23 protein-coding genes are annotated in these 26,427 nt (G+C 39.8%); 13 read left to right on the top strand and 10 right to left on the bottom strand.

The window, feature by feature from the left end:
• The first annotated feature begins 326 nt into the window (after window positions 1–326).
• From MSHOH_RS13805 to MSHOH_RS13790, 5 genes are all read left to right on the top strand, one after another.
• Window positions 327–1,640, top strand: a complete 1,314-nt coding sequence (locus tag MSHOH_RS13805) for an ATP-binding protein (RefSeq protein ID WP_048140442.1) — start codon at window positions 327–329, stop codon at window positions 1,638–1,640.
• Window positions 1,641–1,799: 159 nt separating this feature from the next.
• Entirely contained in the window at window positions 1,800–2,096 is a 297-nt protein-coding gene (locus tag MSHOH_RS13800; RefSeq protein ID WP_048140440.1) for a nucleotidyltransferase family protein, read from the top strand.
• Complete coding sequence (locus tag MSHOH_RS25285; RefSeq protein WP_239450979.1) at window positions 2,093–2,242, top strand: HepT-like ribonuclease domain-containing protein; 150 nt, start codon at window positions 2,093–2,095, stop codon at window positions 2,240–2,242. Before MSHOH_RS13800 ends, MSHOH_RS25285 begins: the two co-directional genes overlap by 4 nt.
• Before the next feature lie 225 nt (window positions 2,243–2,467).
• A complete protein-coding gene (locus MSHOH_RS22905; RefSeq protein ID WP_082089497.1) occupies window positions 2,468–2,590 on the top strand; it encodes a DUF2196 domain-containing protein in 123 nt (40 codons plus the stop codon).
• Between the two features lie 680 nt (window positions 2,591–3,270).
• The gene (locus MSHOH_RS13790) at window positions 3,271–3,597 is read left to right on the top strand and encodes a phasin family protein (protein WP_048140437.1); all 327 of its coding nucleotides are present in this window, start codon (window positions 3,271–3,273) and stop codon (window positions 3,595–3,597) included.
• Window positions 3,598–3,629: 32 nt separating this feature from the next.
• Here the strand turns inward: MSHOH_RS13790 and MSHOH_RS13785 are convergent, their stop codons facing one another.
• The 4 genes from MSHOH_RS13785 to MSHOH_RS13770 form a co-directional block, all read right to left on the bottom strand.
• A complete protein-coding gene (locus MSHOH_RS13785; protein ID WP_048140435.1) occupies window positions 3,630–3,884 on the bottom strand; it encodes a hypothetical protein in 255 nt (84 codons plus the stop codon).
• Between the two features lie 13 nt (window positions 3,885–3,897).
• The gene (locus MSHOH_RS13780; RefSeq protein ID WP_158024164.1) at window positions 3,898–4,989 is read right to left on the bottom strand and encodes a coiled-coil domain-containing protein; all 1,092 of its coding nucleotides are present in this window, start codon (window positions 4,987–4,989) and stop codon (window positions 3,898–3,900) included.
• Window positions 4,990–5,609: 620 nt separating this feature from the next.
• A complete protein-coding gene (locus MSHOH_RS13775) occupies window positions 5,610–5,870 on the bottom strand; it encodes a hypothetical protein (protein WP_048140434.1) in 261 nt (86 codons plus the stop codon).
• Window positions 5,871–5,972: 102 nt separating this feature from the next.
• Window positions 5,973–7,046 carry a hypothetical protein gene (locus MSHOH_RS13770; protein ID WP_052730872.1) on the bottom strand — a complete coding sequence of 358 codons (1,074 nt, stop codon included), beginning with the start codon at window positions 7,044–7,046 and terminating at the stop codon, window positions 5,973–5,975.
• Between the two features lie 215 nt (window positions 7,047–7,261).
• Here MSHOH_RS13770 and MSHOH_RS13765 point away from each other — a divergent pair, with 215 nt between their 5' ends.
• The 4 genes from MSHOH_RS13765 (at window position 7,262) to MSHOH_RS13750 (ending at window position 11,983) form a co-directional block, all read left to right on the top strand.
• Window positions 7,262–8,338 carry a helix-turn-helix transcriptional regulator gene (locus MSHOH_RS13765; protein WP_048140432.1) on the top strand — a complete coding sequence of 359 codons (1,077 nt, stop codon included), beginning with the start codon at window positions 7,262–7,264 and terminating at the stop codon, window positions 8,336–8,338.
• 330 nt (window positions 8,339–8,668) lie between these two features.
• A complete protein-coding gene (locus MSHOH_RS13760) occupies window positions 8,669–9,172 on the top strand; it encodes an amino acid-binding protein (RefSeq protein WP_048140430.1) in 504 nt (167 codons plus the stop codon).
• A gap of 21 nt (window positions 9,173–9,193) precedes the next feature.
• Window positions 9,194–10,192, top strand: coding sequence for a homoserine dehydrogenase (locus MSHOH_RS13755; protein WP_048140428.1), 999 nt, complete (start codon window positions 9,194–9,196; stop codon window positions 10,190–10,192).
• An 84-nt stretch (window positions 10,193–10,276) separates the two neighbouring features.
• On the top strand, window positions 10,277–11,983 hold the full coding sequence (locus MSHOH_RS13750; protein WP_048140426.1) for an ATP-dependent DNA ligase: 1,707 nt from the start codon (window positions 10,277–10,279) through the stop codon (window positions 11,981–11,983).
• Between the two features lie 100 nt (window positions 11,984–12,083).
• Here the strand turns inward: MSHOH_RS13750 and engB are convergent, their stop codons facing one another.
• The 3 genes from engB to MSHOH_RS13735 form a co-directional block, all read right to left on the bottom strand.
• Window positions 12,084–12,713: a GTP-binding protein EngB gene (gene engB / locus MSHOH_RS13745; RefSeq protein WP_048140425.1), complete on the bottom strand. Its 630-nt coding sequence runs from the start codon at window positions 12,711–12,713 to the stop codon at window positions 12,084–12,086.
• Window positions 12,688–13,698, bottom strand: a complete 1,011-nt coding sequence (locus tag MSHOH_RS13740; RefSeq protein WP_048140423.1) for a DHHA1 domain-containing protein — start codon at window positions 13,696–13,698, stop codon at window positions 12,688–12,690. Before MSHOH_RS13740 ends, engB begins: the two co-directional genes overlap by 26 nt.
• A 373-nt stretch (window positions 13,699–14,071) precedes the next feature.
• Window positions 14,072–15,679 (bottom strand): BatD family protein, encoded by a 1,608-nt coding sequence (locus MSHOH_RS13735; protein ID WP_048140421.1) that lies wholly within the window; start codon window positions 15,677–15,679, stop codon window positions 14,072–14,074.
• An 811-nt stretch (window positions 15,680–16,490) separates the two neighbouring features.
• Between MSHOH_RS13735 and MSHOH_RS13730 the strand changes: the two genes are divergently transcribed.
• Window positions 16,491–17,411, top strand: a complete 921-nt coding sequence (locus MSHOH_RS13730) for a Nif3-like dinuclear metal center hexameric protein (protein ID WP_048140419.1) — start codon at window positions 16,491–16,493, stop codon at window positions 17,409–17,411.
• Between the two features lie 190 nt (window positions 17,412–17,601).
• Here the strand turns inward: MSHOH_RS13730 and MSHOH_RS13725 are convergent, their stop codons facing one another.
• Window positions 17,602–18,417 (bottom strand): HD domain-containing protein, encoded by an 816-nt coding sequence (locus tag MSHOH_RS13725; protein WP_048140417.1) that lies wholly within the window; start codon window positions 18,415–18,417, stop codon window positions 17,602–17,604.
• Window positions 18,418–19,064: 647 nt separating this feature from the next.
• Between MSHOH_RS13725 and MSHOH_RS13720 the strand changes: the two genes are divergently transcribed.
• Entirely contained in the window at window positions 19,065–22,397 is a 3,333-nt protein-coding gene (locus MSHOH_RS13720) for a tetratricopeptide repeat protein (protein WP_048140416.1), read from the top strand.
• Between the two features lie 441 nt (window positions 22,398–22,838).
• Window positions 22,839–24,089, top strand: a complete 1,251-nt coding sequence (locus tag MSHOH_RS13715; RefSeq protein WP_048140414.1) for an MBL fold metallo-hydrolase — start codon at window positions 22,839–22,841, stop codon at window positions 24,087–24,089.
• 176 nt (window positions 24,090–24,265) lie between these two features.
• On the opposite strand, the gene MSHOH_RS25280 is transcribed toward MSHOH_RS13715, so the two are convergent.
• Entirely contained in the window at window positions 24,266–24,751 is a 486-nt protein-coding gene (locus tag MSHOH_RS25280; protein WP_048140412.1) for a NosD domain-containing protein, read from the bottom strand.
• A gap of 11 nt (window positions 24,752–24,762) precedes the next feature.
• Window positions 24,763–25,014, bottom strand: a complete 252-nt coding sequence (locus MSHOH_RS25275) for a hypothetical protein (protein ID WP_048140410.1) — start codon at window positions 25,012–25,014, stop codon at window positions 24,763–24,765.
• A 620-nt stretch (window positions 25,015–25,634) separates the two neighbouring features.
• On the opposite strand from MSHOH_RS25275, the gene MSHOH_RS13700 reads away from it, so the two are divergent.
• On the top strand, window positions 25,635–26,180 hold the full coding sequence (locus MSHOH_RS13700) for a ferredoxin domain-containing protein (protein ID WP_048143495.1): 546 nt from the start codon (window positions 25,635–25,637) through the stop codon (window positions 26,178–26,180).
• The last annotated feature ends 247 nt before the right edge of the window (window positions 26,181–26,427 follow it).

Below are 26,427 nucleotides of genomic sequence, written 5' to 3'. Positions count from 1 at the left end.
AGTGTTTCCTCTAATAATTTACGAATCTCGTCTATTACCATCTGTGCAGACTTATTGAAGAAATAGTAATTCCTTTTTTACTCATCCTCATAATTTGTATATTCGGATAATGCAGAGGACAAACGGAAGAATGCAAGATCAAAGGCACATTTTGGAAAATCCTGCGTGTTTCTATTTCCTTGCAATGGTAATAAAGTAGTGCACGCAAAAGCTCCAAAACATGTAAACACAATCTCATAAATTTATCGTTTATACACGATAAAATTAGCACATTTCATCGACTATAATGGACAAGTATATAAATAAGAGATTCCTGACTATTCTTTGTGGATACAAGAGAGAAACTGAAAAGTGCCATTATCGAGTGGGAGGGAAGAGTATTACCACCACTGCAGGAGCGCAGGTATAATGTGAACATTGATGCTCCGCATGTAAATGACATAGTTGGTGTGAGGAGATGCGGCAAAACATACTATATGTATCAACTGATATTGGAACTGCTTGAACGTGGCGTACCAAAGAGCAATATATTGTACCTGAATCTTAATGATGATCGTTTGCAGCCGCTAAATGGGGACGAGTTGCAGCTGTTGGTAGAAACTTTCAGGGAAATTCAGGAGATATCCGAAGGAGACCGTTTGTATCTTTTCCTTGATGAAATCCAGAACTTCCCTTCATGGGAACGATGGGTTAAAGGCATTTACGATAGAAAACAGAATGTAAAGTTAGTAATTAGCGGCTCGAATGCATCCTTGCTTTCACAGGAGATATCCACCTTATTAACAGGCAGGCATCTGAGCACCAGAATGTTCCCTTTCAGTTTTGCAGAATTCCTGGATTATCATTCAATAACCTTTGATATGAAAACACTCCCTTATTCGGAAGACAGGCCAGTTGTCAAACGCAGATTCAACGAATACCTGGAAAAAGGAGGATTCCCCGAGACCATAGTCTATCCGTCGGTTCAACATCGGGAAACATTGCAGTCATATTTTGACGACATTATCTACCGGGATATTATTTCAAGGCATGGAGTACGCAATCCCCTGATATTCAAAGACCTGGCGCTATTCTGCATATCGAATATTGCAAAACCTCATACCTACAACTCTCTCAGAAGACTGTTTGCCAATTATTCCTCCCTCAGTACAGATGCTATAATCAATTATATTGCATACCTTGAGGACGCATTCCTGCTCTTTAGCGTCAACCACTACAATGAATCGCTAAAGCAACAGATGAACAAACCCAGGAAATTATATTGTATCGACACAGGTATGATCAACGCCGTTTCTTTCAAACTCTCCTCCGATACCGGAAGATTATATGAGAATCTCGTCTTCATCCGGCTCTTACACTCCGGAAACGAAATCTACTACTGGCAGGACCAGAAGGGCTTTGAGGTCGATTTCATAACAAAAGAAGGACTTGAACCCACCCGTTTGATACAGGTCTGTTCGGATTTGTCAGACTCGATAACAAAAGAACGCGAAGTAAACGGCCTGCTTGCCGGAATGAAGAACTTCAAAATGAAAGAAGGGACTATCATCACATCGGATGTTTTTGACGAGGAGGTTGTTGATGGAAAGAAGATCAGGTATGTGCCTCTGTGGTACTGGCTGCTTGAGGAGAATGGCTGAGCCGTTTATCCACAACTGTAAATAAAATTATAGAACAACCGGTTAATGTCCTCTTGAGCGAGCGCAGTGAGAGAAAAAGACCGCAGGCTCCCGAAACACAAATCTGATGTCGAAACGCAAATCGGGAAGGTTTAAATTAAAAAAACAAGATATACCAGCATGCAAACTGTGAAAGAACGGGAAGAGCTCTTCCGCAAAATCTCTTCTTTTCTGAAAAAATACGGAGCAGTTAAAGTATCTGTTTTTGGGTCTTATGTTAGAGGCGAAGAGAAACCCGAAATTGATATTGATGTTCTGGTTGAGTTTGCCGAGCGAAAAAGCCTGCTAACTCTCGTGAATATAGAACTGGAACTGTCGGATTACCTGGGAATAAAAGTTGATCTTCTAACTGAAAAGTCAATAAGTCCGTACTTGATAGAGGGAATTAAAAAAGAAGCCAGAGTGATCTCCGAATGAAAAAAGATGACATGGTTTATCTCAGCCACATCCTTCAGTCCATCTCCTCTATTGAAAAATATACAGGAGACCTTAGCGAAGAAGAATTCTTGTCAAATAGCCTTGTTCAGGACGGAACTATCAGGCAAACAGGCAAATCCAGATAATTGGCGAAGCTACCAAAAACCTATCGCAGGTTCTGAGAGAAAAATATCCTCAAGGTCCACTTGAGAGGAATAGCAGGCATGAGAGATAAACTAATCCATGATTATTTGGTGTTGATACTAATGCTGTATGGGATACCGTAAAAGAAGATCTTCCTGTTCTCAAAACAGTAGTCCAGAAGCTTCGCGAACGGGACAAGAACGACAAGATACGCCTGTAAAGAGAATATTAACAACTCTTCAACTTACCCACATGGGATAAAAGTTCAATTAACGGACGGGCAGGTTGGGAGAATCAAGGAAATCCATAAAAAAGTTGTGATCCATTCCTTTCAAGACAACAGTTACTGATATTTATAAAAAAGCTGTTTTAAGCAGACGGAAAATGCAAAAAAAGAAAATTGCAGAAGCAAACACACCAATCGTAAAGTAGAGTAAATTTCTTATTTTTCCGGGCAGATTTTCAGTGTTGAAATTATCCAGTATGAATTCCAGAAGGGAAGGGCCAGCAGGATACATCCTTACTTTGAAACGTTCCTAATGAATTTAACATTTTTGCATTAATTCCTTAATTCCGACGAATTAAGGGATAAATAATGAACATGAACGTGAAACGCATATTCGAAGTAAGAGCCATCTTGCATCTCACTCAGCCCATAATAGTGTATCCATGGGGCAATTTCCGATGTTGAAAGAATAAAAGTTACCTCTTCGGTTTCACTGTTGTTCGCATTTTGGCATTAAGCTACATACATTGCAGACGTGGACAATTAATATCACGCTGAATAAACCCGAGATATTATCTGAAACATTTACTCGAAATATTGAAAAAACATAAAAAGAACATCTAATGAATATTAAAAGAAGATCAAAAAGAGAATTTTGATATAAAGATACTTTTTTAGCAATGTATTTTTAATGTATCATCACCTTTAATATATTATCAGTTTTTAATTCATTATACACCACTTCAAACTCATTACTTCAAATTAACTATTTTCAGATTAATAATCCAGGATGCGTGTTTATATATGAAAGAACCTGTTCGAAAACTCGGGCTCATAGGGGCTGGACTGTGGGCAATGACCGAAGAAAGAGTAAATGAACTTGTAAAAGACCTGGTTGACAAAGGGGATATCAGCAAAGAAGAAGGTAAAAAAGTTGTTCAGGACCTTGTCGAAGAGAGCAAGAAACAGAGGGTTGACCTCGAAAAGAAAATCTCCGACAAGATTCAGGATACCATTTCAAAGGCAGACGTCTTTACCAGAAAAGATATGCATGAACTGGAATCAAGATTAGAGACTCTGGAGGGCGAAGTCCAGAAAATGAAAAATAAAGAAAAGATGTTCTTCAAATGAGAGCATCTTTTTTAAGGCATTTTTTTCTGTTCTTAAAGCTCTTCAATTACTATTTCTTCATCAAGGCTTGAATTCGAGAGCAGATCCTCAAGTTCTAAGATATTTCCTTCAAACTCCTGAATTTCTGCTTCAGTAAGGCTCTGTTTCGCGGAGGTATTTTCTTCTGTTCCGGGAATATCTGTAGTTATACCTTCTTCCATATCCGAGGCATCATTTCCGACGCAACCGGATCCTGCAAGCCAGAAAAACAAAATTGACAGGACAAATAGATATCTGAACTCTACCATTTTTTACCCTTCCTTAACTGTTAGTTTCTTTCGTAGAGGAATTCGTAATCACAGCCTCTTGTGTGCCTTTCTCATCTTCATCTTCCTTATCTTCATCTTCTTTATCATCTGCGCTATCATCTGCATCTTCGTCGTTGGTTTGAGCAGTTTTCTGGTTTTCTTCTTCAAGCCTGAACTGTTCTCTGTAGTGTTCCAGTTCACTGAAGATTTCTCTCAATATCTCGTTTGCATCACGTATATCTTCAAGAGCATTTTGAAGGTATTCATTTGCTTCTTTGAGTTCTTCCTGAGTAGCATCCTCTTTCTCGAAGATCTCTTCGGCGACTTCCTTCTTTTCTCTCACTGAGTCCATAAGTTCATTGTAATCAGCTAGTTTTGCCTCTAGTTCTGCGGTCTCAGTGCCAGTCTCATTCACTTCATTTATTTCACTTTCAAGCCTTCCGGCAATATCTTCGGATTTGTTAAGGAATTTTTCTATCTTCTCGCTGACAGTTTTTCCTGTTTCGGCAACTACGCTATGTTTTGCATTATTCCAGGTTCCGCGTATTGAGTTTGCCGCAGTTGCGAGCTCTTCAGGCTCTGTTGCGTTTCCGATAGCTTCTTTTTCTTCCTCAAGCTGGCTTATCCTTTCATCGATGGCAGAAATTCTGGCTTCAGTACCATTACCGTTTGACTGCTCAAGGTTATGCTTAACTTTTTCAAGATTGGCTATCATATAGTCAATGCTTGAATTGAGATATTTCCTTGTAGTGTTAAGATCTTCTTCACTGTAATTTCCAGACCTCAGTCTGGATCTTATCTGGAGGAAATTTTGCTTTGAGGTTTGGTAACTGCTTTTCTGGATCTTGAGTTGCTCTTTTAATTGTATTTTTTCCTTAGTTTCTTCACGCAGCTGCTCTCGTTCCAGAGTTCCATTCACGGTCTGATTCCTTTCCTGGACTTTTTCCTTAACCCTAGCCTGAACAGTTTCAAGTGATTGCATGTCAGCACCTTTACCTGCCGCAGTATCACTCTTGGCAAAAGCTGCCGGTGATAGAATACTTAATATAATAAGTATTATAGTTATGTATGATCCATAGAATATTACTTTTCCCCATTTTCCCATATGAAAGTCTCCGTTTAAATTATTCAATTGTTACTTTATTAAGATGGAAGAATATATAAGTATACTTTTCTTAAAAGAGAAAATTATGAGATAAATATGAAATTTAAAGCTTGATATATGTTTTATTCTCTACATAAGGCTTTAAAACCCTTTGTGCTCTGTTAATTTTTAATATTTGAAGAAAAATTTTTATACTAAAACCTAAACTCCATGTCAAATTAAAATAAACAAATTAAGTGAGATTGATTATTTTTTCATCATTATTTTGTTTCTTCAGAAATTAATCTCCCTCAGATGATCGCGAATCTTAAATTAGTGTTGAATGAGTTCCTTTATATCTCAAGCATATAAATTAGCAAGTAACCCGATAAGTTTATACAAAATACAAAGAAAATTTAGACGAAGATCGCAAATGAAGTAATCTCTACATTAAAAATCAACGTAAAGTTAACAATTCGCAAAATCAAAAATTACAAGATCAAAACTTCACTACTGAAGAAAAGATATTGGCAGGAACCAGAATTCTCCATCAATCTTAAACTTTAAGTTGGGTCACGGAAAACACGAAGCAAAAGTAATGAGTTCATAGATCTTCCGTGTTTTCAGTGTTTACTTTTGGCTCACAGTTCTTCGATTTCTATTTCTTCCTCAGGGCTTGCGTCATCAAGCAGGATCTCGAGTTCGGCCATATCAGCATCAAGTTCCTGAATCTCAGCCAAAGTAAGGAGTTCCATATTTAAATCATCTGCATTCCCTGCCTCGGCAACGTTTTCCGTAATTCCTCCATCTTCCATATCAGAGGAATCGTTTCCGAGACAGCCGGATCCTGCAGTCCAGACAATTAAAAATGACAGCATAAGCAGGTGAGCAAATTTGACCATTTTCTGCCTCCTTAGTTCCCAATAAATCCTCAAAGAAATTTTCAATTCTCTTGAGCTATACTATTTGTTACTCCTTTTTTGTCTCGTTTACAGGAATGCCGTTTATACAGATAAATTATTGTTAGTATTGTTGCTTGTGATATTATTAAGCTCGGTTTCGGTGCTATTTTCGACTCCAATTTTGTTAACTTCTTCGAGGTTATACTCCTTCAGGTCACCGAAAATTACTTTAAGTATCTTGTTTGCTTTGTTGACATTATTGAGGGACTCGCGCAAATAATTGTTTGCGACTTCCAGATCTTCCCTGGTAGCATTTTCATCTTCATAAATAGAGTCTGCAGCTGCTTTTTTCTCCTGCGCAGCTTTTATATATAAATTGTAACTGGCAAGCCTTGTCTGAAGGTCAGATGTATCAACACCCGTCATGTTAAGGCTCTGAATTTCAGTATCGAGTTTTCCTGAGAGATTTTCGGACTTGTCAAGGAATTCTCCTATTTTCTGGCTGACAATTTGTCCTGCACCTGTCAGGCTGGTTTTCTGCGCATTAGTCCATACTTCACGCACTGACCTGATCGCAGTTATAAGTTCTTGCTGGCTGGAAGCATTTGCAATTGCTGCCTGCTCAGCTTCAAGCAGTTTAATATTTTCGTCCATGGCAACAATTCTTTCTTCTGTTCCATTGCCGTTTGAGTACTGCATATTGGCTTTTACGTTTTTCAGATGAGCTATCATATAACTGATACTGGAATTAAGGTAGGTTCTTGTGGCATCTACAGCTTTTTCGGAGTTGGGATTAAGCTTTCCTGCCTGAATTTGATTCCTTATTTTAAGAAAATCCTCTTTTATTTCCCTATACTTACTCTTCTGTAACTGGAGAGCTTCCTGTATCTGCTTTTTTTCTGATTTATATGCAGAAAACTTATCCTTATCCTGTATTCTTGTTCTGTCTTCTCCCTGTAAGTTTTTATAACTATAATTCTCAGTAACATTATTAGTATCTTCTGAACTGTCTTTCTCATAATTTTCGGTATCAACAATGCTTTCATCTGCATACTGATTTCCATTTTCATTCTTCGATAAAGAGCTAGTAGCAAATGCTTCTCCAGACAGTATACTGAATATAATTAATATAAATGTGACGTAAGCCAGATATTGAACAGCTCCTAATTTTTTCATCTGACTGCCTCCTTTGGCAAGCTATAATACTGTCATAAAGGAATAGGGGGATATAAGTATACTTTTCGGAATAAAACTAATTAGTAACAATATACGTACTTCCAAACTTGATTGGGTCTTTATTTTCTTGATAAAACTTTAATTTGCCTTCAGTGATTTTGAACTTCTGCTGAGGAAAAGTAAAGGATTTATGCTAAAAACCCATTTAAAGCTTTGTGAATTTTAGAAAGCTCTGCAAGATCGCCTGTGTATTCATTTTCCTGATTTGTGTTCAGGGAAATGCACTTGCGGCGACGATTCACGGGACCGTATATGAGTGGTATAGTTTTGAACCTCTCAAAAACTCAATAGTTGAGATTAACTCTACTCCGGAGCAGTCTTATGTTGCAACGGATGCCGAATATTCTTTTAATCTTACTCCGGGAACTTATCTGATAACTGCCAATTATTTTGAAGAGAATACTATAGTTTATACAACTGAAGAAGAAGTTATAGTTTCCGCCGATGAAGGGGAATATGTCCGTGATCTTCTCCTTTTCCCTACTTATCAGGAAGATCTTCTTTATCAGGAAGATTTCGAAAATGTCGATCTGGATTTTGAGGAAACGGAAACTCAATCTCAAGTAAGTTCACAAAATACGGTCTTAACTTTTGCTTTACTTGCAGTTTGTATCCTGCTTCTTGCTGGTTATCTGGTAAAAAAGGAAAAAAGAAACCCTCCTGAAAAGGTATCAGGTTCTCCGAGAGAAGCTCAAAGTCTTAATTCATCAAAATCAAACACATCAGAGCCAGATACATCAAAACCTGAAAATTTCACCGCAGGAGCAAAAATATCGGGATATGCAGAGCTCGGTGAAGCCGGTTCAATTGAGGAAGTTCACAAGACAAACTATGAGCCTCATGCATCTCATATTGTAGGAGGAGATACCTCTGAGACAGAAACAGCTGTGCAACAAGAAGTGAAGTTGCCAGAAGACTCAAAAATGTTCGTTAATTCCCTGTCTGAAGAGATACCTGATTCATTGAGCCTCGAAGGTCCAGAAAGTCCGGAAGCAAGTCTACCTGACGATCTGAAAGAGATAATGAATCTGATCCGAGCTAATGGAAATCGAATTACCCAGAGAGAACTCCGAAAGAAGTCTCCTTATTCAGAGTCTAAAGTAAGTCTTATGCTTTCGGATCTCGAAGAACGTGGATTGGTTGAAAAGTTCAAAAGGGGCAGAGGAAATATTATCCGAATTCCCGATGAAGAGGTCCTCAAACAGACAGGATTTAATGAGAGGAATGGGTAAGGAGAAAGTCTATTAGAAGAGAAAGTAGTTTTTAGAAGAAAATATAATTTTGAAGAAAGAATACTTTAACCTCTTTTGAAAAACCGTAAATGACAAACTATATAACTGAACTCATCTACTAAACAGCAGGAAAGGTTAACAAAAATTTAAAAGATCTGGCACATGATATTCCCAATGTCATTTAATTTAGTTATACCAGAACTACCTTTACGCAATTGACCGGATTAAGTTACTGAATATAAAATATTACAAATTCATTAAAATCGATATCCATTGTTTGACGTACTTGGATTATAAACTTGGATTATTATAAATTGCATGAGGGACACTATGCGAGTTTCCATGGACATTGAATTAAAAGACGTGCCCGGGCAGATGCTTTTAGCCCTCCAGCCTCTTTCGGAATTCAAAGCTAACCTGATAACGGTTTTACACCACCACCAGAAAAGAACCCCCAGAAAAACGGTACCTGTACAGCTTGTACTTGAGACAAAACCTGAGAGCATAGGTGCAATAAAAGCAAAGCTTGAGGAAAATGGGATAAGAGTTGTAAGGGTTGGAGAACATCGTTTCAGAGAAAGCATAAATGTGGTTCTTATAGGGCATGTGGTCCATACAGGGATCCAGGATACGATTGATGAGATTGACAAGACCGGGTTTGCAGAAGTTATGGATCTCTCGCTATCCATGCCGGGCATTAATTTGCTTTCTTCGGCCTTGATCAGGATCGACGCTGTAGGTAAAGAAGATTTGCAAAAGGCACTTGATATTTTGAAAAAAGTCTCGGCAAAGAAAGATTTGCTGATGGTGCTTCCAATAGACATCCAGGCCTGAAAAACAAGGAGATTTGAAAACATGAAAACAGTGCGCTGTTCTATTTTAGGATTTGGTGCAATCGGACAGGGTGTAGCTGAAGTACTCCTTATGAAAAAAGAGTATCTGGAAAGTATCGGGCTGGAAATCCTGGTGGTCGCTATTGTGGACTCCAGAGGTGCTACTGTCAATCCAGAAGGTGTGGATCTTGCCGACTGTCTTGCCCGCAAAAGAATGAAGGGTACGGTTGCAATAGAAAAATTTACAGGTGTCGAAGTTATAAAGTCAGTAGACCACGAACTTGTAATAGAAACCACTCCTACAAATATTGTTACCGGAGGAGCAGGACTTCAGAATATGCTTGCAGCCTTCGAGACAGGTAAAGATGTCATTACCTCCAATAAAGGCCCACTGACCCTTAAGTATAGAGAACTGATGGAAGCTGCAAAAGCTGCCGGATCGAGTTTCAGATTCGAAGCTACGGTAGGCGGCTCCATGCCCGTTATTAATCTGGCAAATGAAGTTCTTGCAGGAAACAGGCTTAAAAGCATCAAAGGAATTCTAAATGGGACATGTAACTATATTCTTACCAGGATGCTTGAAGAAAGGGCAAGTTATAAAGATATTCTCGCCGAATCCATGGAACTTGGAATCGCAGAAACCGATCCTACTTATGATGTGGACGGAATTGATACTGCCTGCAAGCTGGTAATTCTTGCCAATGCGATCTTCGGACTTGATGTTACATACAGGGATGTTGAAGTCACAGGAATTACGAAAATTACGCCTGAAGCCCTGGAAATGGCTTATGAAAGAGGGCATGTGATCAAGCTCATAGGAGAGGTCAGCAGGGAAAGGATCCATGTTGCACCAAGGCTTGTGCCTATCAATCATCCCCTTGACGTAAGAGGCACTCTTAATGTGGCTTCTATAGATACCGAGCTTGCGGGAGAAATTACAGTCACGGGAAAGGGTGCAGGCCCGATAGAAACAGCAAGTGCAATTCTCAGCGACCTGATTGCAGTTTACGGAAGTCAGTAACTGCTGGAAACATTGGATTGCTGGAAATATTGGCCTTAACTAATCCAAATAAGAAAAACAAAAATAAAAAAGGCTGTGTGGACCATGACAAGTTTCAGGGAATTTGCGGAAACATGCCAGGCAATTGAAAAAACATCGAGCACTATAGAAACCACAAATAAGGTTGCTGACCTTCTCAAAAAGGTTGACGTTGAAGAGCTGCCTCTTGCCACTCATTTTATTATGAGTGAGGTTTTTCCTGCCTGGAGTGGACAGCAACTTGGGATTGGCACAAGCCTGCTTTATGTTTCTCTTTCAAAAGCTTCAGGCATGTCTATACATAGTATAGAGTCCCTCATTCGAACCACCGGAGACATCGGGGATACGGCGCTCCTTATTCTGAAAGAGAAAAGGAAGAATCAGGTGACATTTTCTTCTTTTCTTGAGGAACAGTCCGAGCTCTCAATAACAGAGGTTTACAGGCGTTTCAAGACAGCATCCGAGGCTTCGGGAAAAGGTTCGCAGGATGTCAAGGTCAAAAACCTCCAGTTTCTGTTTACTTCATCAACCCCGAGGGAAGCCAAATATATTTCCAGGCTTGCACTCGAAGAACTCCGAATTGGTGTAGGGGAAGGAGTTGTCAGGGACGCTATTGCAAAGGCCTTTTTAGTCCCTGCAGAGATTGTGGAACATTCCTTCATGGTTACAAATGATCTTGGGATAGTAGCTGCGGCTGCTAAAAAAGGCGGGATAGAAGCTCTCGAGAGTCTCGGAATCGAAATTAACCGCCCGATCAAGATGATGCTTTCGCAGATCAGCCCTGATATAGATGCTGATATCAGGGACATGAAGGAGGCTGCAATTGAGTGGAAATTCGATGGGGCAAGAGTCCAGATCCACAAGAACGGAGATTCGGTTTCTCTTTTTTCACGAAAGCTCGAAAACGTTACTAATTCCCTTCCTGACATCGTTGAAATAGTCCGTAAGCATATAAAGGCTGAATCTGCAATTCTTGATGGAGAAGCTGTGGCTGTAGACGAAGATGGAAAGCCGAGGGCATTTCAGGAAATTCTTAAGCGTTTCAGGCGCAAGTACGATGTCAAGGAAAAAGTACTCGGAATTCCCATCCAGCTCAACCTTTTTGACATAATGTATCTCAACGGTAAAACACTGATAGATCTCCCCCTTCTTGAACGAAGAAAGGCACTTGAGTCGTGTGTGGAGAGCTCTGTTGAGGATTCAAAGTCAATTTGCGTGGATAAGCAGGTGATAACCGGAGATCTTGAGCTTGTGGAAAAGATCTACAGGGAAGCATTAAAGGCAGGACACGAAGGAGTTATGGTCAAAAACCCGACTTCCGTTTATTCTCCTGGCAAGCGAGGCAAAAATTGGCTCAAGAAAAAACCCCTTATGGATACCCTTGACCTTGTAATTGTAGGGGCCGAATGGGGATTCGGGCGCAGGGCAAACCTTATAGGTTCTTATACTGTTGCCTGCTATGACCCTGAGACTTCTCGCTTCCTGCAGGTAGGTAAGGTCGGCACAGGGCTTACTGATGAACAGCTTAAGGAACTTACAGAAATACTCTCAGGGTTAATGGAAGGCGGAGAAGCCGGAGGAGTATTTGCCATAAGGCCAAAAGTTGTTCTTGAAATCGCTTTTGAAGAAATCCAGAAAAGTCCCAACTACGACTCGGGTTTTTCCCTGCGTTTTCCCCGTTTCATCCGCATCCGGGATGATAAAGATCCCGAAGAAGCAGACACGATACAGAGGATTGGGCGCGTATACAGTCAGCAGCTGAAAAGGCTGTAAATCAGATACTTTCTGGTTCTACATGTTTTTTGAAAAGAATTGAACTATAAATAAAAAATTGCCTATTTATTGCCTGTTTAAGATAAGTCCGGGATAGAAATCAAATATACTTGAACAGGTCGTCCCTTTTCATTTCATGCAACCTGTCCCGGAGAAGTCCCTTTAAAGATTTAAGATCTCCTTTCTTGGCGCTAATAGGAGCGATCAGGTGTTTCCAGTTCTGCCAGGGAGGCTCAAGTCCCAGGCGGGCAGAAACTTCATCAAGGAGAGGATCAGACTCGTTTTCTTTGATCCTGTCCATCTTGTTTGCAGCAACAATTGTATCGATACCGATTTCTCTCAGGAAATCAAACATCTCAACGTCGATAGGAATCTGATCCCTTGAGTCCCATCTGTCAACTATTTCTGGAAAGGCTGGTCCGTCTATTACAAGGACACCTATTTTTATCCTCTCTGCATTGTCTTCGATATAGTGTACGGTTTTATCTTTTACGATATCCTGCTTCCTGTCCTTCACCCCGCTCATGAAACCGAATCCGGGCATGTCGGTGATGAGCAGATCCGAGACCTGTGCATGCGTAGGGCGCAGTGTGACTCCTGGACGTTTTCCAATCCTTACCTTTGCCCCGAAAAGCTCTTTCAGGAGGGAAGACTTGCCCACATTCGAACGTCCTACAAAGATAATCTCGAGATTTATACCACTTTCAGCTGCAGTTTTGCTGGTTTTCATTTTGTTTTACCTCGTTTGCTTCCCCGAGCTTTTTATCAAAAGCTCGGAGAAAAACCTCCAGTGATTCTTCGGGAATGCGCGCTCCTGCTGCAAGAAGATGCCCGCCTCCGCTTCCTCCAAACTTGGGAGCAACCGAGCGAAGGATGCGATTTATATCTATTTTTCCTCGGGAACGTATGCTGAGATCGTACACTCCTTTTCTCTCCCGGTATTCGGCTGCAATTCCGACTTCCTTCTGGCCATAGGAGGCTGCATAGATTGCTGCTTTCGAAATTGAATTATTCGTATTCACAATATACGCGCTGTTTTTAAGGACTTTAACGTGTTCTTTTACATAAAGCCGGATTTTCTCTTCGTTGATTGCAGCTTCTCTGGCAAGCTCGAGTAAATCGGGAATGTTTGAAGGAATTACGTCTTTTGAGAGGGGCTCAAGCAAAGTTCTTTTAAACTCATATTCTTTTCCTTTCTGGATTATTGCCTGGATCAGGGTTCCAGCCTGGAAATAAAGGCTTCTTTTGTCCCAGTCTCTTACCCATTTCTTTATACAGGGAGTATTATCGCAGAAATCACCTATGGCCCCGTAGATTGCAACTCTTTTCATTTCCTCGCTCAGAAGATCTTCAAAGACCCTGCAGGTCAGTTCTGAGGAACATACTCCCGTATCGTGGTAAAACCATTCTTCTTTTCCGCAGTTTTCCGGAAGAGGATGATGATCTATGTAGTAGAGGCTGCATTCTTCCGCAAGTCCTTTAAGTGCGGAGTAGAGTTCAGAACAGTGCCTTTCCTCGATTGCAATATCGCAGATAATGAGAGTTTCAACGTCTTCTATAAAACTTAGTTTATCAAGAAGGTTGACAGGGCTTGTAAAGTATACATACGCATCAGGAAAAGCGCTTTTTGCAAGTGCTCCCGAACATATCCCGTCAGAGTCTCCGTGAGTAAGGATCAGGGTTTTTGCTTTGAGCTGGTTCTGAAGTCCTTTCATGATTTAATTCCTTTTTCAGACTGCCAATTTTTTTATATTATTCTAATTTGTGGTGTTTCCTTATTAATCAGTTGATATTGTTTCCAGGCATCCGAAAACAGAATACTCTATTTTCCTCTACATACTTAACAGAACTGTAACTTCAAATAAAATAAGTATTGCGAGTCTTTCCTTCTTTATTGCTTCTTTCAGGAAGGGCCGCTCTTCTTTGTCGAACGTGACAGGAAAATGGTCCGGTACTGCTAACGATGTTATATGGGTTAGAAATATTTAACAATGAAATATCTGGCACTCTGGGTACCAGAACTCAGATAAAAAAAGCGGATTCTCCGGAAATCCCGAAAGAATCCTAGCAAAACTTAATTTTAGTTTTTCAGATATTTCTCTTTCTTATGAACCCTGCTCCCATCAGAAGGCCTGCTGCAGCCAAGAAGAAGCCAAATCCGGGTGTATCTCCGTAATCCTCTTCCGTGCCTCCTGTATTCGCCTGGCTCGTAGGTTCATTTTTCTCCTGATTGGAGTCAGTTGATCCTTCCGGCTGCGAACTGCTTCCTTCAAGGGTCATTGGCGTTCCGACATAGACAGTATGAGGTTCCGAATAGACCTCTCCCGAGTATTTGTCAAGGTCGAGGAAACTTGCCTTGCAGGCAGGTATTTCGATTTCTCCTTCTTTATTCATCTGCATTATGTAAGTGATGGTTTTCGAGCCACCTTTACTTCCAAGCACCTGTTTAAAGCTTGTTTCTCCACTTATGAGTTTAGCTTCGGAGGGCACAGTATCGGTTACTGTTACACTTGCATCAACGTTTCCGGTGTTTTTTGCAGTAACTGTTACGGTCAGTTTATCTCCAGGATCTAACTGCTGTTTGTCAATGGTTTTCGTAACTTCAATATAAGGCCCGTAAATTGTTATTTTTTCCGAGTTATTTGATGTTATGCTTCCATCATCTCCGTTAGGAAGGGTGAAAGTAGCTGTAATTGCCGGGAAAGTAAATTCCCCTGGCTTTTCTGGAATGAGAGTATATTTAAAAACATCCTCAGCTGTCTCTCCGGATACCAGAGAAAAAGTCTTATCAAGCGTTGTATCCTGCTGGAGGTGCATATTGGAAATAATTGAGTCTTTAAGTACGATATCGTTTATATTGCAGATACCTCTATTCCTGGCAGTAACTGTAACATAAACAGGCTCTCCCATGTGACGCTCTCTTGGAAAACTCCTTGAAATGACAAGGTCCCATTTCTTCTCAACGGTTATATTTTTTGAGCCTACAAATTCGTATTTATTACCTTTAACATCCAGGCATGTAGCTGTTGCGGTTATATTGAAATTCGTGTCTTCCCACGGAGTAGGCGCTTTCAATGTGAGGTTAACGTACTCTGTAGTTTCATCTTTAAGGATCTTTGTATACGTATGCTTCGTTTTTCCAGTGAGTAACTCAAGCCCGGCAGTATCGACGGTCAGCACGACATTTTCAGCCCTTGCTTCTCCCTTATTTTTAATTTTTATTGCTACATCGATTCTGCTATCTCCTGTTGATTTAGAATCATATTTATCTTTTTTAGTTTCTACATTTATCTCAAAATTTGGCTTTCCCCTTACAAGAATATCCAGTTCGGCATAAGGATTCCAGTTTCCGGTCTTGAATTCCTTTCCGTCTTTTTTGATAATCTCATAATTCGGGTCCACTTTTTGGGCATAAACCTTTATCTCATCGTTATATTCAAATTCCAGCCCTGCTGTAAGGGGGGAAGTTTTCAATTTCTCTCCATCTTTTGAGATAGAGACAAAAACCATCCCGTCTTCGTTAAAATCTTCTGCTTTTACTTCATAACCTTCTACTGTTATTGTGTTCCCCCAATAAAGTTTTGCTCCGTCCTTTTTTTCTACCCATTCAATTTCACTGGCCGCAAAAGCAGTCATTGAAAGGACATAGAAGATACAAAAGGCAAGCAGTCCAATAAGTACGATCTTTTTAGACATAGTGACCTCCCTTGATTTTGATATTGTATCCTTCGGATCCGGGCATCGGAAACTTACATTTTGCGCTTCTGTAAATTGAGACTTATTAAATAATATATGTTAACGCAGACAAATTTATTATAAATGATGTCTGATTACAGTATTATTATATTTATGCGCAGTATTATTTTCCGCCCCCAGCATACCCCGCATGAATTAATTATTTTTTTAGGCTCTTATTTCCAATTCACTCTTCTATAAATGTGATTTCATTACTTCTTAAAGTAATTTTATTTTTATTCCTTTAATTTTAGAAGTTTTTTAATTCTATCTTTAATTAATCTCTCTAATAAATCTTATCTAAGTATCTATAAAATATCTTCATATATTCTATTTTAATTTTTGCTAATGTTTTTGTACCTTTTCTATAAAAGGACCCCTTTTTAAGCCAGGATCACTGGTTCAATTTAAAGCAAAATGTTTGCGATATTTAAAAAACAAATAGTATAAAAGAGAGAAAATATTTAACTAAGTAAGACTGACAGAGAAGCATGTGAGGGCTTAAGCAAAGCCTAATAACATTACCTAAGATGACTGAATAATATTCTAAGGTATACTTTTTTTATTTTATTTCTTATTTCCATAATTTTGTTTCTTTTTGAGACTAACTGGAAGCTTTTTAATGAAAGGATCAAAAGCCACAGACTCAGATATCATATTTCATCATCTGATCAATCCGTTCAGGGCTGGAATTAAATGCAATAAACACTTAATCTGGATTCTGATCGATGAAAACCAGTAACTTTAATTTTCTGATTGCGGAGGCTTTTCCATGAAACTTACAAAAATTGTGCACGTTCTTGAAGAAATAGCTCCACCTGAACTTGCGGACGACTTTGATAAAGGCAGGATTGGCTTGATTCTCGGACTTAAGGATGAAATAAGCAGAATTGCGGTTGCTCTGGATGCAAACTCTTATGTCCTTAAAAAAGCTGCAGAAATCGGAGCAGACATGCTGATTACCCATCACACTCTGATATTCCATCCAGTAAACATAATTTCAAAACATCTGGCTGCTTCCCTTAAAATTGCCCTTGAAAACGGAATATCCCTTTACAGTATGCACACAAATTACGACAGAGCCGAAAGAGGAATTAATGATGTTCTTGCAGCCAGTCTGGGACTTAAAAATATCAGGATTTCAGAGATTGGCAGGATAGGGGAGATTGAAACCTGTTCTTCAGCCGAACTGGCAGCTCATGTTTCGGATTGCCTGCAGACTCCTGTCATGTATGCTGGGGAAAAGCAGGAAATCAGTAAGGTTATGGTTGTAGGGGGCAGCGGTTTCCGAAGCGAATTCCTTGAAATCGCAAGGGAAAACGGAGTTGATGCCTTTATTTCATCAGAACTTAAACATGATATTCTCAGAACGCACGAAGATCTCTGCCTGATCGATGCAACTCATTATGCTACTGAGAACCCGGGTATGAAAGCCCTATGTCCCAGGTTACGCAGACTTCTTGGAATTGAGGTAGAATTCATTGACCAGTCTTCAGGGCTCAGGACGGTTGATTTCAGAGCTGACAAACAAAGGGCTCCACTTTATATGGAAGGAGGAAAGGAAGACTGTAACCAGAAAGGAAATGAGAGCAACTCACTTGAGCTCATGCTTGAAGAACAGTCAAGAAATCAGATACGTTCGGATTACCGGCGTAGTCTGGGCAGTGAGAATCGCAGAAGATATCTCGATTAAATTCTTCGACAATTGATACTTTAACAATGCTACTTCAACTAATTACATTCCAACCAGTATTATCCGGATGTTTTCAATAGATTCGAACAGGGTATCTTACAGGTATTTCATATAACTGCAATAATGATCTCAAATCATCCACTTAAATGTCTACTTGGGAATTTGCCTCTTTAGGCTCTATTTTTCTATTTTAAGATTTAGTCTCCTTTTTTCCGGCTCCATACTCCATTGAGTTCAAATAATTTTCGAAATGCTTTCTCAAAAGATTCGTTTCTTTTGTTTCAGGTAGGAATGACATTATAGTCTCAAGATAGCCATAATCTTTAAGAAGAGAAAAAGTTGCAAGGAAATTTATATCAAAAATCCAGCTTAGGCGAAGAAGCTTTACATCGTTTCTGTTTTTCATATCCCCAATTTTTGCCATTCTGTTATTCAGAATCTCTGATACTATGGATTCCGAATACCCCGGAGTATCGGGCAGATACAATTCAAGCGCCGGATTCTGGTGTTTTTTTTCTTCGGAATATTCTTCACAGGCAAGCCTCAGGATGTCAATTTTATCTGCATCCCTTATCAGCCTTGTGAAAAAGTGAAGTTTGCTGAAGGCTTCTATATTTTCCGGAATTTCCATCAGGTTGTGATATTCTATAGCTTTCAGGATGAGGCTTTCTTCCTTTCCTGAAATGCGAGAGAGAATCTTTTCTTTATTCAGGATCTTTATACCCATAAGCGCGTGATTTTCCGATTCAGAATCTCTGAACGTTTTATATCTCATAAACTGCTCAAAGCGCCCCAGATCATGAAACAAAGCTATTACTTCGGCGAGTATGCACTCTTTTTCGCTTACTTTCTCGGATTTTGCCAGTAAAAGGATATTTTTACAAACTCTTCCAGTATGTTCGATTTTTAAATCAATATTTTCCTGGATAAAAGAGTCAGGAGAAGAAAATTGTTTAACATACCCAAAAAACCATTTCCGAAAAAAATCCAGGTCTTCCTTCTGCATGCTTCTGCAATAAGGTATGTTGGGGTATATACTTTATGTATATCTTGATGATTTTGTACTGAAAAGGTTTTTGCGCTTTAAATAATAATACTAATTACTCCGGATAACAGTAAGAGATTTATATTATGCTTTAAAATAAAAATCTTACAATTTACAGGAACATGAGAATTATCTGTAAACGCTAAGACTATCTACACGACTATCATAACGGATTCAGTATTGTCCAGTGAATTTAATAATTATCTGGCAACGAAAATCCTAAAATTAGTCTCAATGCAGATACTTAATAGTAAAAAAGTAAGATCTTTAACGGGAGTAAAAACTTGGTAATTCTCAGTTAAACCTTGTAAAAACATGGTAATTCTTAGTTAAACCTTGTAATTTCCTTCATAAACTACATAAATTATATATTGAAAGAGCTCCTCAAATTAAGTGAGTATCTACCGGGAAATTATGGGATATAGTGTGATCCAAACTGAATAAATTATCTCTGGGGGGAGCAAAAGGAACTTATATAGTCGCTTATATTTCTGGATATTCTCGATTATATGATTTAATAAATTACATATATAGTGACCTTAAATGATACTGACAGACTGCTTATAAAATTTTCCTCAGGAACTCATTAGAAGGAATCGGGGTATTTAATGAGCTCAGTTAAAAAAATTTGTTTAATCGTTTGTTCTTTCAGCCTTCTGGCTTTTGCTTTATCTTTTACCTCAGGTTTTTTACCTGCAGCAGGAGCAGCTGAAACTCAGAGTAATGTCGCAGGAGAGGGGGTGTCTGCTGTTCCTACCCTTGAAAGGGTACTTGTGCAACGCCCTGCTTCTGTAGAAGGCCTGTTGGATAAAGGTAATGATCTTTATTCTCTCAAAGAGTATGAGCTTTCTATAGGATGCTTTGAAGACGCACTTAAAACGGAACCTAATTCATCTATGGCGTGGTATGGAAAAGGATGTGCTCTAGCCTCTACGGATAGATATGAAGAAGCAATTGACTGTTACGACAGAGCTATTGAAACCTTCCCGGTTTCTTCCGGCGTCTGGTATGAAAAAGGCAATGAATGCTTACAGACGCAAAATTATATAGAGGCAATCAACTGCTACGAGAAAAGTCTCGCTACGGATAACTATCTTTCGAGAGTATGGTACCAGAAAGCCCTTGCTTCCGAGAAACTCAATCTTGACCAGGAAGCTTTAACCTCTTACGAGAATTCAATTGAACTTGGCTCCAACTCTTCTGAAGCTCTGAAAATGCAGGGAAAGGCTTATTCAGGGCTTAAAAACTACGATGAAGCGATGAACTGTTTTGATAGAGCTCTTAACATTACTCCTGAAGATTTCGAACTCTGGACACAGAAAGGAATATTATATGACTTGTCCGGAGATTATGAGACTGCAATAAAGTGTTATGATCAGGCCATCTCGCTTAACCCTGATCTTGTTGAGGCCTGGTACAATAAAGGAGTGGATCTTGAAAGACAGGAATTATATCAGAATGCTCTGACCTGTTATGAATTTGTCCTCCTTTCAGAACCTGAGAATTTTAACGCTTTGCAGAAGAAAGGCTTCTGTCTCGAGAAACTTGGTAGAAATGAAGAGGCCCTGCAGTGCTATGACGAGATACTTATTTACAGTCCTGATAATGCTGAAGCATGGTACAGCAAAGGTTCCGTGCTTAATGCTATGGGACAATATGACGCTGCAATAGTCTGTTATGACAAAGCCCTTAATCCTGGTGCGGGAATTGAGGTCGAAGAGGCTGGAGCCGGACTACTCGAACAGCTTAATGCTTACGATTCTTCTCTTGAAAGTTATTCTGGAGCTCCCGAGTTTAAGTCTCCTGCAGTCAAAATCTGGTATGATAAAGGACTGGCTTTTGATAATCTTGAGAATTATGAATCAGCCCTTGAATGCTATGATAAAGTTCTTGAGACCGAGTCAGGACACGCAATCGTCTGGTATCAGAAAGGACAGGATCTTGATAGACTTAACAGATCTGTGGAAGCTGTTGGCTGTTATGATAAAGCCCTTAAACTTGATTCCGGATATGCTAAAGTCTGGTATAGAAAAGGCTATGATTCCTCAAAACTCGAGCAGTACAAAGATGCTGTAAAAAGTTATAATAAAGCTGTAGAACTTGATGAGAATTACACACTTGCATGGTATGGCAAGGCTTTTGCCCTGGTAAAAACAGGAGAATACGAAGATGCCCTAGTTTGCTATGACAGAGTTCTTGCTGTTGCCCCGGATAGTGCCGAAATCTGGTACAATAAGGGTCTTCTCCTTGATCAGCTCGGAAGGTATCAGGAAGCTTCTGACTGTTATAGTCAGGCTCTCCAGATAAATTCAGGATATTCTATTGCTCGTTTCAGACTGAACAAGGATATGGAAATATTGTCCGGGAACTCGACCTCCGTATTTGTTAAAAGTGGAAATCTGGATATTAGTCCACAAAAGGCAATTTCAGGAGGTTTCTGGTCTTACCTTTTGAGCTATAACTATGTAAATCCTGGAGACAGCTCGGACCTTTCAGGGAACCTTAGTGATCTAGGTCCGGAGTTCGGTTACGATGCGGCATGGTACGGCAAAGCTTCAATATACGGCAAACTTGAGATGTATGAAGACGCACTTTACTCTTACGAAATGGCTCTTGCAATTAATCCCTTATTCACCGAGGCATGGTATGAGAAAGGTTCTGCCCTTGACAAACTCGGTAGAAGCGAGGAAGCTCTGGAGTGCTATAAGAAAGCCCTGGATATTGATCCTCAGTCGAGTAACGCCTGGTATGGGATGGCTTCTACCTCGAGCAGTCTTGGAAGGGCTGAAGAAGCAATTGCTTACTATGATCAGTTACTTGCTTTTAACTCCAGTGATCCTGAAGCCCTTCAGGGGAAATCTCTTGCCCTTGTAAGCCTTGGCAAGTATGATGAAGCAGTTGCCTGTTTCAATTCTCTTCTTGAACTCGAACCTGAAAATATAGAGGCACTGGAAGGCCGAGCTTTTGCTTTAGCCAGATCCGGAAGGCAGGAAGCGGCACTTGAAGACTATGATGTAATTATGAAGCTTGACCCTACCAACTCAAAGGTACTGGCTGAGAAAGCTTCCGTGCTTGAAGAACTCAGCAGGTTTGAGGAGGCTGCTTCAACCTATGGAGAGATTCTCAAGATCACGCCTGAGAACAGAGAGATAATGTACCGGCAGGGCAAAGCTCTGGAAGCTATGGGAGATTTCGAAGCAGCAATCACCTGTTATGATCAGATTCTTAAACTGGACCCGACAAATATTGATGCAATTAATAACAAGGGTTTTGCTCTCGCAAAAATGGAGAGATATCAGGAAGCACTCGCCAGCTATGACAAAGCCCTTGAGTATGCCCCAAACAATCCTGCAACCTGGTACTTCAAAGGATGCGCCAATTTCGCAATAAGCAGTAATAAGGCCTCCCTTGATTGCTTTAATAAAACGGTTCAGTTAAAACCAGATTGCATAACGGCATGGTATAATAAGGGATATCTACACAACATAATGGGAGAAGTTAATGAGTCAATAACCTCTTATGATAGCGCTCTTGCAATCAATCCCGATGCACCCTCTGCTCTTTATAACAAGCGTTTTGCCCACTACCGCATAAAGGAGTATGAGAAAGCTTCGGTATGTAAGGCAAGGCTTGATGTCCTTGATCCTGGTTTTGAAGCAGCTCTGGATAATAAGGGAACGCGTATCTTTATTCCCGAAACGTACAGAAACAACCTTGATTATCCGTTGCCTGTGAGATGGTATGGTGGAGAGGAAAATATCACTCTGAACACAGGCATAAACACTACTCAAGGCGCCAGTACAAACACGACTCAAACTTCTCAGCAGTTGAACAACACTCTCTCTGAACCTGAAGAGGAATATAAAGAAGCTGATGAAAATAATTCCGGGTCTAATGAAGATACGGGGTACTGGTATATTCCAGAGCCAGATGAGGTTTAAGGATCTAAAATAAGAATAAGCTGAAAAATAGAATTTTCCGGTGTGCCTGAAACTTTACATGCATACCGGAAAACTTTTTCTAAAGAAATCAGATAAAGTTATTCATGTCAACAAATTTTTGATATTTTTATTTGTGCAACTTTAATTCTATTTACTGAAGCTAATACTAATAAATTTAACTCAGCATCTTTTTTTGACTTACTGCTTAAATCCGCCAATATTTTGCTATTCTAGAAGTCACCATATTATCAAGTTTTTGATCTCGTATCATAACTTTTAAGGACTGCAAAGCCAGATTTATATTAAAGGCTTTTTGAAAAAGCTTGTTCGAGAAATCTGAGAATAAACAATTCAATTCCCTAATCTAAATAGAAAACGATAATTAGTATCTTCCGACGGTATATTTGTAAATAAAACAATTTAAAAAAGCAATCTCAAGGGGTGTTTGTTCTGGAGCTCAGTTTTAAAGGCGGATGCAGGGAAGTAGGGCGTTCGGGTCTACTTGTTAATGGGGAAATTCTGCTCGATTACGGGGTAAAAGCTGGAGATATCCCGGAATATCCTAAAAATGGCATGGAACCGAAGGCTGTGCTGGTATCTCATGGGCATCTGGACCACTGTGGGGCTGTACCTAACCTTATGTACCTGAGCCCTGAGGTCTTCATGACCCCGCCAACAGCGGAGTTTACCGGCCTGCTCGGGAAAGATACCCTCAAGCTTGCAGAAACCACTCTTTCGGGTGTATCTCCGTTTGATCCTGATGATCTTCAGAGACTTGTCCAGAGGATTCGGAGAAAGGATTACGGGGAAACTTTCAACACCCATGGGTACAACGCTTGCTTTTATAATGCAGGCCATATACCGGGAGCATCCGGAATTCGCATCGAGTCCGAGTCAGAACAAAGCTTGTTTTATACAGGTGACCTCAACCTCCAGGAAACAAGACTTGTCCCGGGCGCAGAAGAATTCCCTGAAGCCGATATCCTTGTGCTTGAAAGCACTTACTTCGGGGAAGACCATGTCCCGCGTAAAGAAACCGAAGAGCGGTTCATAGAATCCATCTATGAGACTCTTGATAAAGGCGGAACTGCTCTTATTCCTGCTTTTGCCATAGGCAGGACACAGGAAGTCCTTATGCTCCTTGATGCATACGGGATTCGGGCTTATGTTGACGGGATGGGCAGGGATGTGTACAAGATCCTCAGAAAATATCCTGAATACCTCAGAAACCCTGACCTTCTTGACAGGGCTTTTGAACGCGCTATACAGGTAAAAGACCAGCAGCGAGAGTCAGTCCTCAAAGAGCCGTCGGTTATTGTTACCACTGCCGGGATGTTGAACGGGGGACCTGCACTTTATTACCTGAGCAGGCTTTACAAAGACCCTAAATCAAAAATCCTGCTTACCGGCTATCAGGTTGAAGGCACAAACGGAAGACTTGCTCTGGAACACAGGATGATCGAAACAAGAGATGACATCCTTACCCTCAAGCCCGCGGTCGAGCAGTACGATTTCTCTGCCCACTGCGGGGACAGAGAACTAAAGCAGCTCGTAAAGGATTTCTGCAAAAAAGGCACTGAAAGGGTTTTTGTTATGCACGGAGAGAAAACGGAAGCCTTTGCAGAATGGATTTTAGAAGAGATCGGAGTTGAGGCTTATGCACCTGCAAATGGGGAATCTTTCAGCTTTTAAGTAAGAGTTCGTCCCAAAACCAATTTGGTTTCTATATTAATTAATATTTAATTAAAGTTCGGAACGCTATCCTAACCGGAGAATTGTGTAACTGGTCCAAATCCGAGGCATGGTGACGTAATTCTAAGTTTTGGGATCAACTCTCTAATTATCAGCCCTCTAATTAATTTTTTTGATTATACTTTCAGTACTCTTCCTTTCTCGTTTACAGTATATTGTTCTCCTTCCAGCGTATTGTTTCTGCTATCAAATCCGTATACTACTTTAATTTCAGTGTTCGAGTCTGCAGTATTACCTTTTAATGTGTTATTTTGAGAATTACCGAGTGTGACTGAATATGTATATTTGTGTAAGTTAATAGTGTTATTCAAAAGTCTATTATTATCCGAATTTTCAAGATTAATCCCATTTATATCGACTAGGACCTCGATATTGGATATATTGTTTCTATTTAATCGGTTATTATTAGAATTCTCCAGATAAACTCCATAATAATTCTGAAAGACAGTGTTATTTTCAATTGAGATATTACTGGATTTTTTCAATAGAATTCCATATTTGTTATAAACTAATTTATTTCCGGTTATATTACCATCAGACCCGCTATAGTATATGCCAGCTTTATTTTTTTGCCCGGTAATATTAAATCCACTAATTGTCACATTATCCGCAGTTACATGAAATACGTTTTTCTTGTGTTTGCAGCCTGGATGATAGTATCAGTCGATTCTTCCAGTTTAGAGACTATTATTAGAGACTTGTCTACAACTAAATTTTCTTTATACATCCCTGCATAAACAATAACAGTGTCACCGGGTTTGGCACTGTTTATTGCCTGCTGTATCGAGTCACCGGGATGTACGTTAATGTTTACTGGATTGGCGGAATGTATTTCATTATCTTTTATATTGGAAAAATATACCATTGAAACGATAAAAAAAACAATAAGATAAATATTAGTTTTGTATTAGTTTGTACGGAAGGCATACTGATCTCTTCTTCTAAAAAATGGGTGATTAAGGTCTCACCCACGTTGCTCTTGTACTATCCCAATTTCCAAATATAATGCCATGAGAACTTGTATCGTCCCAAGTATCATGGACGAGAAGATAATCGTAAAGTAGCCTACTCTTGCCTTCGATACGCGAAGCTCAATATAGGTCTTAAACTCTACAGAAATTTACATAACTTTTCCACTTTCTAAGTATTTAGTTATTCCTTATATGTTCTCTGTCCATAGTATTGAACAATCAGAGACTTAGATAGAATTTACAGACCCGGAATAAGTTAGAAAAAATATTAAATCAGGGACTGGCCGGAAACTGTATATAGAGCGGTCAATTATTGCTTGATCAAGCCTATACAATCTTTATCTGCAAGTCCCTAAAATAAGTCATATGGAAGCCCTAAAATCATGTATCCTTTTTCCTGACACTTTGAAGTGATATAAGCCACAGTTTCGGATGAAATTGGAGTTAAGGATTATGAACCTGTAAATGGAGAATTGCGATGTGTTTAAGCTTCGGAAATCCCAATAACCTGAGTATGATCCTCAATCCCGAATCCGGAGTACTTGAAACGCTCGCAGAAAGCATTCTTCTGGCTGCAAGGACTGCACCGAAAGCCAAAGGAGTGGATGATATAATAACTGCCCTTATTGAGAAAGAAGATATAGAATCCCTTGCCTCGACAATGGAAAGGCTGGCAGATGAAAAAGGAGGAGGCTTCGTTTTCCTGAAAAGAGATGCTGTAAACCTCAGAAACGCAGGAGCAGCTGTCCTTATAGGAGTCAAAGCCAGCGGGGCTGCAGGCCTGAATTGCGGAGCCTGCGGCTTCAAGACCTGTGCAGAGATGCTGGAACGTCAGAAAGTGGAAGTAGAATTCTGGGGCCCAAACTGCATGTTCAAATATGCAGATTTGGGAATCGCTGTAGGCGCAGCTGCCGCAAAAGCCAAAGATTTCTGCATAGATAACAGGGTCATGTATTCAATCGGTGCAGCAGCAAGGGTTTCTGGCTTGCTGGAGGCAGATGTCGTTTTTGGAATACCTCTGAGTGTGACCGGGAAGAATATCTTCTTCGATAGAAAATAATCTATTAACAAATATCGGGACTAACAAGTATCAAGAATTAAAAAATATCAAGGACTTTTTAAAAGAGACTGCAAAAACAAGTACCGAGGATTTCTAACTAGTCTGAAAAGGAAAAGTAAATCATCGATACACGGAGAATTGGGAAAAACTGTCTTCTTTTTACCTAATTTCGAGTCCATCCTAAAACATAATTTACGAACTTTTTCTTATGAACTTTTTTCTTTTCAAATTGTTCTGATCTACCTTT

The sequence above is a fragment of the Methanosarcina horonobensis HB-1 = JCM 15518 genome (assembly GCF_000970285.1).
In the GTDB taxonomy this organism is placed as follows: Archaea; Halobacteriota; Methanosarcinia; order Methanosarcinales; family Methanosarcinaceae; genus Methanosarcina; species Methanosarcina horonobensis.
This window is presented reverse-complemented; position numbering and strand designations above follow the sequence as displayed.

Bases quoted from the DNA above. Each gene is read 5' to 3' on its own strand.
- MSHOH_RS13800 (WP_048140440.1), top strand. From the start codon at position 1,800: ATGCAAACTGTGAAAGAACGGGAAGAGCTCTTCCGCAAAATCTCTTCT.
- MSHOH_RS25285 (WP_239450979.1), top strand. From the start codon at position 2,093: ATGAAAAAAGATGACATGGTTTATCTCAGCCACATCCTTCAGTCCATC.
- MSHOH_RS13790 (WP_048140437.1), top strand. From the start codon at position 3,271: ATGAAAGAACCTGTTCGAAAACTCGGGCTCATAGGGGCTGGACTGTGG.
- MSHOH_RS13785 (WP_048140435.1), bottom strand. From the start codon at position 3,884: ATGGTAGAGTTCAGATATCTATTTGTCCTGTCAATTTTGTTTTTCTGG.
- MSHOH_RS13780 (WP_158024164.1), bottom strand. From the start codon at position 4,989: ATGGGAAAATGGGGAAAAGTAATATTCTATGGATCATACATAACTATA.
- MSHOH_RS13775 (WP_048140434.1), bottom strand. From the start codon at position 5,870: ATGGTCAAATTTGCTCACCTGCTTATGCTGTCATTTTTAATTGTCTGG.
- MSHOH_RS13770 (WP_052730872.1), bottom strand. From the start codon at position 7,046: ATGAAAAAATTAGGAGCTGTTCAATATCTGGCTTACGTCACATTTATA.
- MSHOH_RS13760 (WP_048140430.1), top strand. From the start codon at position 8,669: ATGCGAGTTTCCATGGACATTGAATTAAAAGACGTGCCCGGGCAGATG.
- MSHOH_RS13755 (WP_048140428.1), top strand. From the start codon at position 9,194: ATGAAAACAGTGCGCTGTTCTATTTTAGGATTTGGTGCAATCGGACAG.
- MSHOH_RS13750 (WP_048140426.1), top strand. From the start codon at position 10,277: ATGACAAGTTTCAGGGAATTTGCGGAAACATGCCAGGCAATTGAAAAA.
- engB (WP_048140425.1), bottom strand. From the start codon at position 12,713: ATGAAAACCAGCAAAACTGCAGCTGAAAGTGGTATAAATCTCGAGATT.
- MSHOH_RS13740 (WP_048140423.1), bottom strand. From the start codon at position 13,698: ATGAAAGGACTTCAGAACCAGCTCAAAGCAAAAACCCTGATCCTTACT.
- MSHOH_RS13735 (WP_048140421.1), bottom strand. From the start codon at position 15,679: ATGTCTAAAAAGATCGTACTTATTGGACTGCTTGCCTTTTGTATCTTC.
- MSHOH_RS13730 (WP_048140419.1), top strand. From the start codon at position 16,491: ATGAAACTTACAAAAATTGTGCACGTTCTTGAAGAAATAGCTCCACCT.
- MSHOH_RS13725 (WP_048140417.1), bottom strand. From the start codon at position 18,417: ATGCAGAAGGAAGACCTGGATTTTTTTCGGAAATGGTTTTTTGGGTAT.
- MSHOH_RS13720 (WP_048140416.1), top strand. From the start codon at position 19,065: ATGAGCTCAGTTAAAAAAATTTGTTTAATCGTTTGTTCTTTCAGCCTT.
- MSHOH_RS25275 (WP_048140410.1), bottom strand. From the start codon at position 25,014: ATGGTATATTTTTCCAATATAAAAGATAATGAAATACATTCCGCCAAT.
- MSHOH_RS13700 (WP_048143495.1), top strand. From the start codon at position 25,635: ATGATCCTCAATCCCGAATCCGGAGTACTTGAAACGCTCGCAGAAAGC.